This is a genomic window from Cupriavidus sp. FW305-27 (genome assembly GCF_058787995.1).
Genome location: NZ_JBYTAG010000077.1, coordinates 22739 through 32942 on the forward strand (window position 1 = coordinate 22739; position 10204 = coordinate 32942).

Below are 10204 nucleotides of genomic sequence, written 5' to 3' on the forward strand. Positions count from 1 at the left end.
TTGCATCAACGGGCTGGCGGCGGGGCGATGCAGCCGCCCCTGCCGCCCTGCCGTCGCACCCGGTTACAGGTTGGGCGCCAGCGCGCGCTCCAGCGTGGCGCGGTCCTCGTGGCGGCGCGCCGCCATGTCGTCGAGCTGGTCCTGGCCGATCTTGCCGATGGAGAAGTAGGTCGACTGCGGATGCGCCAGGTAGAAGCCGCTCACCGATGCGGCCGGCGTCATCGCCAGCGACTCGGTGATGCCCATGCCGATCTCGGCCGCGTCGAGGAACTCGAACATCGGGCCCTTGACGGTGTGCTCCGGGCACGCCGGGTAGCCAGGCGCCGGGCGGATGCCGCGGTACGACTCGGCGATCAGCTGCTCGTTGCTGAGCTGCTCGCCGGCGTCATAACCCCACAAGTCCTTGCGCACGCGTTCGTGCAGGCACTCGGCAAAGCCTTCGGCGAAGCGGTCGGCCAGTGCCTTGAGCATGATCGCGCTGTAGTCGTCATGGTCGGCTTCGAACTGGGCTTCCTTCTTCTCCACGCCCAGGCCCGCGGTGACCGCGAACAGGCCGACGTAGTCGGCGATGCCGCTGTCCTTGGGCGCGACAAAATCCGCCAGGCAACGGTTGGGGCGGCGCACGCCATCGACCACCGGGCGCTCGCTCTGCTGGCGCAGGTTGTGCCAGGTCAGCGCGACCTTGCTGCGGGTCTCGTCGGTGTAGATCTCGATATCGTCGTCGTTGACGGTGTTGGCCGGCAGCAGCGCGATCACGCCGTTGGCGGTCAGCCAGCGTCCCTGGATCAGGCGCGACAGCATGGCCTTGCCGTCCGAGAACACCTTGCGTGCCGACTCGCCGACGATTTCGTCGTTGAGGATGTCGGGGAATTTGCCGGCCAGGTCCCAGGTCTGGAAGAACGGGCCCCAGTCGATGTAGTTGGCCAGTTCCGCCAGGTCGTAGTTGCGGAACACGCGCCGGCCGATGAACTTGGGCTTCGGCGGCACGTAGCTGCTCCAGTCGATCGGGGTCTTGTTGGCGCGCGCCTGCGCCAGCGTCACCATCGGCGTCGCCTTCTTGTTGGCGTGCTGGGTGCGGATGCGGTCGTAGTCGGTCTTCAGCTCGTCCAGGTACTTGGCCGCGCCTTCATCCGACAGCAGGCTCGAGGCCACGCTCACCGAGCGCGAGGCGTCCGGCACGTACACCACCGGGCCTTCGTAATTGGGCGCGATCTTGACCGCGGTATGCACGCGCGACGTAGTGGCGCCGCCGATCAGCAGCGGGATCTTCTTCACGCGGAAGTAGTCGTCGCGCTGCATTTCCGAGGCCACGTAGGCCATCTCTTCGAGCGACGGCGTGATCAGGCCCGACAGCCCGACGATGTCCGCGCCCTCGACCTTGGCGCGGGCCAGGATCTCGTTGCACGGGACCATCACACCCATGTTGACCACTTCGAAGTTATTGCACTGGAGCACCACCGACACGATGTTCTTGCCGATGTCGTGCACGTCGCCCTTCACCGTCGCGATCACGATCTTGCCGCGCGCCTTGACGTCGCCGCCGGCCTCGGCCAGCAGGCGCTTCTCTTCCTCAATGTAGGGCAGCAGGTGCGCCACCGCCTGCTTCATCACGCGCGCGCTCTTGACCACCTGCGGCAGGAACATCTTGCCCGCGCCGAACAGGTCGCCGACGATGTTCATGCCGTCCATCAGCGGGCCTTCGATCACCTCGATCGGGCGGCCGCCGCGCGCCTCGACCTGCTGGCGGACCTCTTCGGTGTCTTCGACGATGAAGGTGGTGATGCCATGCACCAGTGCATGCGCCAGGCGCTCGCCCACCGGCACCGGCTGCTCGGGCGTGCCGCGCCAGGCCAGGTTCTCTTCCTTCTTCGCGCCGCCGCCCTTGAAGCGGTCCGCGATCTCCAGCAGGCGGTCGGTGGAATCTTCGCGGCGGTTCAGGACCACGTCTTCCACGCGCTCGCGCAGCTCGGGATCGAGCTGGTCATACACGCCGAGCTGACCGGCGTTGACGATGCCCATGTCCATGCCCGCGCCGATGGCGTGGTACAGGAACACGGTGTGGATCGCCTCGCGCACCGTGTCGTTGCCGCGGAACGAGAACGACACGTTGGACACGCCGCCGCTGACCTTGGCGTACGGCAGGTTCTGCTTGATCCAGCGCGTGGCCTCGATGAAGTCCACCGCGTAGTTGTTGTGCTCCTCGATGCCGGTCGCGACCGCGAAGATGTTCGGGTCGAAGATGATGTCTTCCGGCGGGAAGCCGACGTCATTGACCAGGATGTCGTAGCTGCGCTTGCAGATCTCGGTCTTGCGCTCGAAGGTGTCGGCCTGGCCTTTCTCGTCGAAGGCCATCACCACCGAGGCGGCGCCATAGCGGCGGATCAGCGCGGCGTGGTGGCGGAACTGTTCCTCGCCCTCCTTGAGCGAGATCGAGTTGACCACGGGCTTGCCCTGCACGCACTGCAGGCCGGCCTCGATCACTTCCCACTTGGACGAGTCGATCATGATCGGCACGCGTGCAATGTCCGGCTCCGAGGCGATCAGGTTCAGGAAGCGAACCATGGCGGCCTTCGAGTCCAGCATGGCCTCGTCCATGTTGATGTCGATGATCTGCGCGCCATTCTCGACCTGCTGGCGGGCCACCGCCAGCGCCTCGTCGAACTGGCCGTTCAGGATCATGCGCGCGAAGGCCTTGGAGCCGGTCACGTTGGTGCGCTCGCCGACGTTGACGAACAACGTGTCGTCGTCGATGGTGAAGGGCTCGAGGCCGGACAGGCGCATCGGGCGCGGGGGCAGTTGCTTGTCGGTCATGTTGTCGGGCTCCGGGCTCAGGCAGCGTCGCGGTACTGGCCGGGCCAGGTGCGGGGGGTCTTGTTGGCCACGCGCTGGGCGATCGCGGCAATATGCTCGGGCGTGGTGCCACAGCAGCCGCCCACCAGGTTCACCAGCCCGGAGGCGGCGAACTCTTCCACCAGCGACGAGGTGACCTCGGGCGTTTCGTCAAAGCCCGTGTCGCTCATCGGGTTCGGCAAACCCGCGTTCGGGTAGCACGACACCGCCGCGTCGCAGATCTTGGCCAGCTCGGCGATATACGGGCGCATCAGCGTGGCGCCCAGCGCGCAGTTCAGCCCGAAGGTGATCGGGCGGGCGTGGCGCAGGCTGTTCCAGAACGCTTCCACGGTCTGGCCCGACAGGATCCGGCCCGAAGCATCGGTCACCGTGCCGGAGATCATCACCGGCAGGCGCTCGCCGGTGTCCTCGAACAGCTGGTCGATGGCGAACAGCGCCGCCTTGGCGTTAAGCGTGTCGAAGATGGTCTCGACCAGGAACACGTCGGCGCCGCCTTCCAGCAGGCCCTTGCCCTGTTCGTAGTAGGAATCGCGCAGCTCTTCGAAGGTCACGTTGCGCGCGCCCGGGTCGTTCACGTCGGGCGAGATGCTGGCGGTCTTGGGCGTCGGGCCGAAGGCGCCGGCGACAAAGCGCGGCTTCTCCGGCGTGCTGTACTTGTCGCAGGCGGCGCGCGCCAGGCGCGCGGCCTCGACGTTCATCTCGTACGCCAGGTCCGCCATCTTGTAGTCTTCCTGCGCCACGCCGGTGGCACCGAAGGTATTGGTCTCGATCAGGTCGGCGCCGGCGGCCAGGTACTGCTCATGGATCTCGCTGATGACCTGCGGGCGCGTCAGCAGCAGCAGCTCGTTGTTGCCCTTGACGTCCACCTTGTGTTCCGCGAAGCGCGCGCCGCGGTAGTCCGCCTCGGTCAGCTTGTAGCGCTGGATCATGGTGCCCATGGCGCCATCCAGGATCAGAATGCGTTCTTGCAGCAGCCGGGGCAACTCGGCAGCCCGGGTGTAGGGGCGCGGCGCGGCCGCGGTGGATTCAGGGGCACTCATGGCGGGGACTCTGGAAAGGCGGGCCTGCGGCGTATCCATGGCTGGATCGGCGCCGGGCCGCTGCTGTGGCCTATGCTGGCCAAAGAGGGACGATTTTATCAGGTGTATCAAGGCCTTGCGGCTGCCCGCGATGACCCGCGGTTGCCTGTCCGGCCCGCTGGCGCCTACACTGAGAGACGTAACCGTCACCGCCCCGGTCGCTTCGCGCTGCCCCCTTCCCTGCCCGCCATGCAACATCTCTCCCCCGCCGACGCCCAGGACCTGCTGGCGCAATCGCCCGAGACGCTCTTTATCGACTGCCGCAGCGAGATGGAATACCTGTTCGTCGGTCATCCGAAGGGCGCGCACAACGTACCCTGGAACGATGGCCCGGACTGGGAGGTCAACCCGCATTTCGTGCAGATGGTGAAGAAACTGGCGGGCCAGGCATCGGCGCGGCCGGTGCTGCTGATCTGCCGCAGCGGCAACCGCTCGTCGGCGGCGGCGCGGGCACTGGAGGGCGCGGGCTTCTCCAACGTCCAGTTCGTGCTGCACGGCTTCGAGGGCGACCTCGATGCGCAGCGCCACCGCAATACGGTCAACGGCTGGCGCCATGACGGGCTGCCGTGGGAACAATACTGAGCGCGGCCCGCAGCGCCCACCACCAACAAAAAAGCCCGCCGAAGCGGGCGTGATCGTTCCAGGCAAAGCCGCTCAGTGCATCACCAGCGGGTGCATCATGACGTTGTCGAACTTGCCGAGAAAATCGTCGACTTCCTCCACGGATGGCTCGCTTTCGATCAGGCGTTTGACATCGGCGCGGAAGCTCTCGGCCAGATGGCCGCCGAGGAAGATTTCGCGCTTCAGGTTCTTGTCGACGATTTCATAGCCACCAAACTCAAGCGGCGCCTGATCGACATCCGCACCAAACTCCACGATGCAGTAGTTGTCGCTGTTGTAGATCATTTGCATGGCACACCTCCTGGGCGTCATGGATGGGCGGCATGCCCTTGTGGTTCTTGCCTCAGTTGATGCCTTGAGGGGGCGCCGCGGCTTTACCTCCAAACTTGGGGTGACCGGCGGGAAATCAAGTTATTGGTGCGGGTCACCTCGTTGCCACGATTTTCTGCCTTACATGAATTGGGCATCGGCCAATGCAACAAGTTTCTTGAGCCTTCCACATCAGTGTGTTGCTTGTCACGGAACGTCGCACTGCCCCCCGCATGCGGCATTCCCGAGAAAGGCGTCCAGCGCGGCGTGGAAGCGCTCGGGCTGCTCCACGTGCACCAGGTGCGCCGCTTGCGGCACGACCTCGAGCCTGGCTCCGGGAATCGCCGCGGCGATGCTCTGCGCCATCGCCACGGTTGCGCCCTGGTCCTGCTCGCCCGCTACTACCAGCGTAGGACAATGAATGCGGGAAAGCGCGCCGGCAAGGTCAAAAGCCATGATTGCCCCGGCCACACCCACGTATCCACGTACCGGCGTGGCCACCAGACTGTCGCGAATGCGCGACACCTGGTCGCGATGCGCCTCATGGAAGGCCGGCGTCAGCCAGCGCCCGAGGGTGGCATCGGCCATCCCGGCCATGCCATGGGCCTCGGCCTGGCCGATGCGGTTGTGCCACATCGGGTGCGCCTCCATCGGGGTCTGGCTGTTGGTGGCCACCAGCGCCAGCGACAGCAGCCGTTCGGGATGGCGCAGCCCCATGGTCTGCCCGATCATGCCGCCCACGGAAATCCCGCAGAAATGCGCCTGGGGGATCTGCAGCGCGTCCATCACCGCGACCACGTCGTCGGCCAGCCGCGTCATGGTGTAGGGCCCGAGCGGGGCGTCGCTGGCGCCGTGGCCGCGCATGTCAGGGCGCACCACGCGATAGCGGCGCGCCAGGTGCTGCGCGGTGGCATCCCACAGCGTGTGGTCGGCAGCCAGGGCGTGGGCCAGTATCACCCAGGGCCCGTCCGCCCCGTCCACGCGCACGTGCAGGTCGGCGCCTTCGGCGTGGATGCGGTGGGTTTCGGCTGGTGGCGTGGCAACGGTCATGGCTGGGCTCCTTTCGGTTGGATGATGCGTCGGGAGGCGCGCGCCGCGGTCCTACTGCCCTTCCCTGCCGCGGTACACGAGGTCGATCTGGGTGCCGTCGGGCTCGGTCTGGCGCAGGCGCACCGGCATCCAGCCGAGCGACTGCGCCAGCCACAGCTCGACGCGGCGCCGGTCATTGGCACGGCGCTGCAGCCTCACAAAGTGCTTTGCTCGTATCACGCCGTTGCCGGTGTCGATCTCGTCCTCTCCAACATACTGTACTTGCATGGGTTCCACATCCCGCGTGTCGGCCACGAGGAACGCTTCCGTCACTCCGGGGGTGGCGTATCGCTGGGGATTGCCGCGCACCAGCCCCACCAGCTGCAGGAATACGCTGAAGCGGTCCTGCGCGCCGGGCGGGAACGGCGCCTGCGTGCCCGAGGCAAATACCGCGGTGCCGGCCGCGGCATCGAACCGCGAGGTCTCGGTCTTGTTGCGGCGGCGCTCTTCGTAGCGTTCCGGCAACAGTCCCTGCACCGCCATCGCGCCGCCGCTCTGGAAGGCAAAGCGGAACCACAGCACGCGGGTTTCGACCGCCAGCCGGTAGCGGCTGCCGTCCTGCTCCCAGCGGATCAGGCCGTCGGGGTTCTGCACGCCGTTGACGAAGCTGGCGTAGTGCATCGTCGCCGACGGCGGCGGGTCGTAGCGCACGCCATCGACGCCGCCCTGCGGCCCGCCGGACGGCGCGGCAGCGGCGGCAGGCCTGGCCGCGCTGCCCTCGCCGCCACTGCCCGACGCCATCTCGGTCGCGCCCTGCGGGCTGGTGGCGAGCGGGGGAGCGGGGGCTTCCTGCGGCGCGGGTTCCGGGGCCGGCGCGGCCGCCCTGGGCTGCGGGCGCGGGCGCGGCACCGGCCGCGGCGCGGGTGGGGCTGGCGGCCTGGGCGGCGGCAGCAGCACCGCTTCCAGCGTGGGCGTGTTGCTGACATCCACCGGGATCAGCGGCCCCGGCATGCGCACGAAGCCCACCACGGCCAGCACGTGGACCAGCAGCACCAGGGCGATCACGATGATCCAGCGCCGCCGGCGCCAGACGCGGGGATCCGCGCCGGGCCGGGCGTGGAGATCAGGATTGGCCGGTTTCTCCGGCCGGGGTGGCTGCACCAAGGTAGCCAAGTTCCGATGAGAGCTGTTGGGCGATGTCGCGGATGCGACGATCCATCGTACCGCCCCATTCTGCATCGAATATGCTCTGCGCGCCCAGTACGATCAGCCCCATGGCCAGGTGGCCGTTGGCATTGAACACCGGCATCGAGAACGCATTGATGCCCGGCAGCACGCCGCCGAGCGTGCGCGCCGCGCCATGCGCGCGCACCTCGGCGCAGATCGCGTCGTATTCGGCCAGCGAGCGCGGCATGTCGGGCAAGCCGTCATTGCCGCGAGCGCCCAGCTCGCGTTCGATCAGCGGCAGGGTCTGCTTGCGCGGCAGGTAGGCGCCGTACAGGCGCCCGGTGGCGGAGTTCAGCATCGGCATCACATCGCCCAGGCGCAGGCTGACGGTGACGGGATGGCTGGATTCCTCCCAGTGCACCACGGTGGGACCGTGGTTGCCCCACACGGCAATGCCGGCGGTCAGGTCCAGTTCGTCGCGCAGCTGCGACAGGATCGGGCGCGCCTTCTTGACCGGATCGAGGCGGTTCAGCCCGGCCAGGCCCAGCTGCAGCGCGAACGGGCCCAGGTCATAGCGCCCGCTGACGGGGTCCTGCGCCACCGCGCCCAGCCGCATGAAGCTGACCAGGTAGCGATGGGCCTTGGCCGGGTTCATGTCGGCGGCGGCGGCCAGGTCGCGCAGCATCATCGCGCGCGGCGACACCGCCAGCGCCTGCAGCAGCCTGAAGCCCACCTCGATGGACTGGATGCCGGAACGCAGCTTGGTGTCTTCTTCTTCGGTCTCTGACATGCGGCGGATGGTTTGCTCCCCGGGAGGCGGGGGAAATTCGTAGGTAAATTTACTATAGCGAAATCGATTTACCAATTTTTAAGCCATCGGTAGACTTTCTTCGCAACAGACCTGGCCGGCGACATGCCTCTCGTGCAAGCCCGCCCGAACCGGGCCCCTTTTTAACACGGAGACAACCGATGCGCCCCCTTGGCCACTTCCGCCCCGCCCTCGCCGCATTGACGGCCGGTACTCTGTTTGCTGCCCTGTTCACCGCCAGCGCCCCCGCGCGCGCCGATGACTGGCCGTCGCAGCCGATCCGCTGGGTCGTGCCCTATCCCGCCGGCGGCGGCACCGACGTGGTGGCGCGCACTGTGGCGCAGGCCATCACCCCGGGGCTGGGCAAGCAGGTGGTGATCGACAACCGCCCGGGCGCGGCCACCATCGTCGGCGCCGATGCCGTGGCGCATGCCAAGCCCGACGGCTACACCGTGCTGACCGCCGACACCGCCACGCTGGCCGCCAATCCGTCGCTGTACAAGAAGCTGCCGTACAACCCGGACAAGGACTTCGTCTACATCGGCCAGCTTGCGCGCTTCCCGCTGGTGCTGGTGGCCAATCCCAACTTCCCGGCGCGCACGCTCAAGGAAGTGGTCGCGTACGCGCAGAAGAACCCGGGCAAGGTCAATTTCGCCTCGCCGGGCGCGGGCAGCCCGCACCACCTGGCGATGGAACTGTTCATGGACCAGACCCGGGTCAAGATGACGCACGTGCCCTACAAGGGCGCGGCGCCGGCGGTGCAGGACCTGCTCGCGGGCCAGGTCGACCTGATGTTCCTGGACCTGGCCTCGGGCCAGCAGAACGTGCAGGCGGGCAAGCTGCGCGCGCTCGGCGTGGCCACGCCCAAGCGCCTTACCGTGCTGCCCGGCGTGCCGACCGTGGCCGAGGGCGGCGTGGCCGGCTTCGAGGCCTACGCCTGGCAAGGCATGGTGGCGCCGGCCGGCACGCCCAAGGCCGTGGTCACGCGCCTGAATGCCGAGCTGGTCAAGGCGCTGAAGACGCCCGAGGTGCAGAAGAAGCTGGAAGGCGTGGGCGTGGAGGCGGTCTACAGCACGCCCGAGGAATTCGCCAGCTACGCGCGCGCCGAGGGCGAGCGCTGGGGCAAGCTGATCAAGGCCAAGGGCATCACCGTCGACTGACTGGCGCGCGGGCAGGCCACGGTAGACTAGCGGCCAACGCGCCTGCGATGCAGGCGCCCCTGATCCCTACCCCATCGCACCCATGAAACTCGCAACCCTGAAGGACGGTTCGCGCGACGGCCAGCTGGTGGTCGTGTCGCGCGACCTGAAGCAAGCCCACTACGCCACCGACATCGCCGGCAAGCTGCAGACCGTGCTGGACGACTGGAATTTCTACGCGCCCCAGCTGCAGGACCTGTACGACGCGCTCAACGCCGGCCGCGCACGCCACCCGTTCGCGTTCGCCCCCAGGGACTGCATGGCACCGCTGCCGCGCGCCTACCAGTGGGCCGACGGCTCGGCCTATGTCAACCATGTGGAGCTAGTGCGCAAGGCGCGCGGCGCCGAGATGCCAGCCGAGTTCTGGACCGACCCGCTGATGTACCAGGGCGGCTCGGACGACTTCGTCGGGCCGCAGGACGATATCGTCTGCGCCAGCGAGGCCTTCGGCATCGACTTCGAGGCCGAGGTGGCCGTGATCACCGGCGACGTGAGGATGGGCGCCACGCCCGAGCAGGCCGGCGACGCCATCCGCCTGGTGATGCTGGCCAACGATGTCTCGCTGCGCAACCTGATCCCGGCCGAACTGGGCAAGGGCTTCGGCTTCTTCCAGAGCAAGCCCGCCACGGCGTTCTCGCCGGTGGCGGTGACGCCCGACGAACTCGGCGAAGCCTGGCGCGAGCGCAAGGTGCATCTGCCGATGACCGTGCACTGGAACAGCAAGAAGGTGGGCCAGCCCGACTGCGGCACTGACATGGTGTTCGATTTCGGCCAGCTGATCGCGCATATCTGCAAGACCCGCAACGTGCGCGCCGGCAGCATCGTGGGCTCGGGCACGATCTCCAACGTTGATCGCAAGAAGGGCTACTGCTGCATTGCCGAGAAGCGCATGCTGGAAACCATCGATGAAGGCAAGCCCGTGACCGAGTTCATGAAGTTCGGCGACGCGGTCAAGATCGAGATGTTCGACGCGCAGGGCCATTCGGTATTCGGCGCGATCGACCAGCTGGTGGCAGCGGCCTGACGCAGGTGGGGGCCGCTGGCTGCGGCGGCGAGCCGGATGTGCATATAATTAACCGACCGATCGGTTGGCAAATAACGATGCATGCGGCGCGCCGCTAACCCCTTCCTCTCAGGCCCCC

At 67.4% G+C, this 10204-nt stretch carries 9 protein-coding genes; 3 read left to right on the forward strand and 6 right to left on the reverse strand.

Going from position 1 to position 10204, the window contains the following annotated elements; translation table 11 throughout:
- Window positions 1–63: 63 nt before the first annotated feature.
- The gene (metH, locus tag AC3WRI_RS28310) at window positions 64–2811 is read right to left on the reverse strand and encodes a methionine synthase (protein WP_010812888.1); all 2748 of its coding nucleotides are present in this window, start codon (window positions 2809–2811) and stop codon (window positions 64–66) included.
- Window positions 2812–2828: 17 nt separating this feature from the next.
- Window positions 2829–3890: a homocysteine S-methyltransferase family protein gene (locus AC3WRI_RS28315; RefSeq protein WP_010812889.1), complete on the reverse strand. Its 1062-nt coding sequence runs from the start codon at window positions 3888–3890 to the stop codon at window positions 2829–2831.
- 228 nt (window positions 3891–4118) lie between these two features.
- On the opposite strand from AC3WRI_RS28315, the gene AC3WRI_RS28320 reads away from it, so the two are divergent.
- Window positions 4119–4511, forward strand: coding sequence for a rhodanese-like domain-containing protein (locus tag AC3WRI_RS28320; protein WP_010812890.1), 393 nt, complete (start codon window positions 4119–4121; stop codon window positions 4509–4511).
- Between the two features lie 72 nt (window positions 4512–4583).
- On the opposite strand, the gene AC3WRI_RS28325 is transcribed toward AC3WRI_RS28320, so the two are convergent.
- From AC3WRI_RS28325 to AC3WRI_RS28340, 4 genes are all read right to left on the reverse strand, one after another.
- Window positions 4584–4841 (reverse strand): BTH_I0359 family protein, encoded by a 258-nt coding sequence (locus AC3WRI_RS28325; RefSeq protein WP_010812891.1) that lies wholly within the window; start codon window positions 4839–4841, stop codon window positions 4584–4586.
- A gap of 225 nt (window positions 4842–5066) precedes the next feature.
- A complete protein-coding gene (locus AC3WRI_RS28330; protein ID WP_010812892.1) occupies window positions 5067–5909 on the reverse strand; it encodes an alpha/beta fold hydrolase in 843 nt (280 codons plus the stop codon).
- Window positions 5910–5960: 51 nt separating this feature from the next.
- Window positions 5961–7052, reverse strand: coding sequence for a DUF3108 domain-containing protein (locus AC3WRI_RS28335; protein ID WP_300950226.1), 1092 nt, complete (start codon window positions 7050–7052; stop codon window positions 5961–5963).
- A complete protein-coding gene (locus AC3WRI_RS28340) occupies window positions 7012–7845 on the reverse strand; it encodes an IclR family transcriptional regulator (RefSeq protein WP_010811511.1) in 834 nt (277 codons plus the stop codon). The genes AC3WRI_RS28335 and AC3WRI_RS28340 overlap by 41 nt, the downstream gene beginning before the upstream one ends.
- Window positions 7846–8024: 179 nt before the next feature.
- Here AC3WRI_RS28340 and AC3WRI_RS28345 point away from each other — a divergent pair, with 179 nt between their 5' ends.
- Both AC3WRI_RS28345 and AC3WRI_RS28350 read left to right on the forward strand, forming a co-directional pair.
- Window positions 8025–9023 carry a Bug family tripartite tricarboxylate transporter substrate binding protein gene (locus tag AC3WRI_RS28345; protein WP_011614371.1) on the forward strand — a complete coding sequence of 333 codons (999 nt, stop codon included), beginning with the start codon at window positions 8025–8027 and terminating at the stop codon, window positions 9021–9023.
- A gap of 82 nt (window positions 9024–9105) precedes the next feature.
- Complete coding sequence (locus AC3WRI_RS28350; RefSeq protein WP_010811509.1) at window positions 9106–10086, forward strand: fumarylacetoacetate hydrolase family protein; 981 nt, start codon at window positions 9106–9108, stop codon at window positions 10084–10086.
- Window positions 10087–10204 lie beyond the last annotated feature (118 nt).